Annotated in this window: 1 rRNA gene; it reads left to right on the forward strand. The window is 54.4% G+C overall.

From position 1 onward, the window contains the following. The first annotated feature begins 99 nt into the window (after positions 1-99). Positions 100-1,641 (forward strand): 16S ribosomal RNA (locus BL249_RS06450). Positions 1,642-1,685: the final 44 nt, after the last annotated feature.

The raw sequence follows: 1,685 nt of genomic DNA on the forward strand, positions 1-1,685 counted from the left end.
AGTATCAAGTCTTGAAGAGTGAACGCGTAAATTCATTACGTAACCGTCGGGTTTAAATACCGGACGGAGAGTTTAATTCTTTGAGCATCAGACACTTTTAAATTGAAGAGTTTGATCATGGCTCAGATTGAACGCTGGCGGCAGGCCTAACACATGCAAGTCGGACGGCAGCGGGGGAGAGCTTGCTCTCCTGCCGGCGAGTGGCGGACGGGTGAGTAATGTCTGGGGATCTGCCCGATGGAGGGGGATAACCACTGGAAACGGTGGCTAATACCGCATAATGTCGTAAGACCAAAGTGGGGGACCTTCGGGCCTCACACCATCGGATGAACCCAGATGGGATTAGCTGGTAGGCGGGGTAAAGGCCCACCTAGGCGACGATCCCTAGCTGGTCTGAGAGGATGACCAGCCACACTGGAACTGAGACACGGTCCAGACTCCTACGGGAGGCAGCAGTGGGGAATATTGCACAATGGGGGAAACCCTGATGCAGCCATGCCGCGTGTATGAAGAAGGCCTTCGGGTTGTAAAGTACTTTCAGTCAGGAGGAAGGGTGCGTTGTTAATATCAGCGTGCATTGACGTTACTGACAGAAGAAGCACCGGCTAACTCCGTGCCAGCAGCCGCGGTAATACGGAGGGTGCGAGCGTTAATCGGAATTACTGGGCGTAAAGGGCACGCAGGCGGTCTGTTAAGTCAGATGTGAAATCCCCGGGCTTAACCCGGGAACTGCATTTGAAACTGGCAGGCTGGAGTCTCGTAGAGGGGGGTGGAATTCCAGGTGTAGCGGTGAAATGCGTAGAGATCTGGAGGAATACCGGTGGCGAAGGCGGCCCCCTGGACGAAGACTGACGCTCATGTGCGAAAGCGTGGGGAGCAAACAGGATTAGATACCCTGGTAGTCCACGCTGTAAACGATGTCGACCTGGAGGCTGTGAGCATGACTCGTGGCTTCCGAAGCTAACGCATTAAGTCGACCGCCTGGGGAGTACGGCCGCAAGGTTAAAACTCAAATGAATTGACGGGGGCCCGCACAAGCGGTGGAGCATGTGGTTTAATTCGATGCAACGCGAAGAACCTTACCTGGTCTTGACATCCACGGAAGGCTCCGGAGACGGGGCTGTGCCTTCGGGAACCGTGAGACAGGTGCTGCATGGCTGTCGTCAGCTCGTGTTGTGAAATGTTGGGTTAAGTCCCGCAACGAGCGCAACCCTTATCCTTTGTTGCCAGCGATTTGGTCGGGAACTCAAAGGAGACTGCCGGTGATAAACCGGAGGAAGGTGGGGATGACGTCAAGTCATCATGGCCCTTACGACCAGGGCTACACACGTGCTACAATGGCGCATACAAAGAGAAGCGACCTCGCGAGAGCAAGCGGACCTCATAAAGTGCGTCGTAGTCCGGATTGGAGTCTGCAACCCGACTCCATGAAGTCGGAATCGCTAGTAATCGTGGATCAGAATGCCACGGTGAATACGTTCCCGGGCCTTGTACACACCGCCCGTCACACCATGGGAGTGGGTTGCAAAAGAAGTAGGTAGCTTAACCTTCGGGAGGGCGCTTACCACTTTGTGATTCATGACTGGGGTGAAGTCGTAACAAGGTAACCGTAGGGGAACCTGCGGTTGGATCACCTCCTTACCTGCTTATACATTGCTGCGAAGTGCTCACACAGATTGTCTGAT

The sequence above is a fragment of the Erwinia sp. OLFS4 genome (assembly GCF_002752165.1).
Lineage (GTDB): Bacteria > Pseudomonadota > Gammaproteobacteria > Enterobacterales > Enterobacteriaceae > Izhakiella.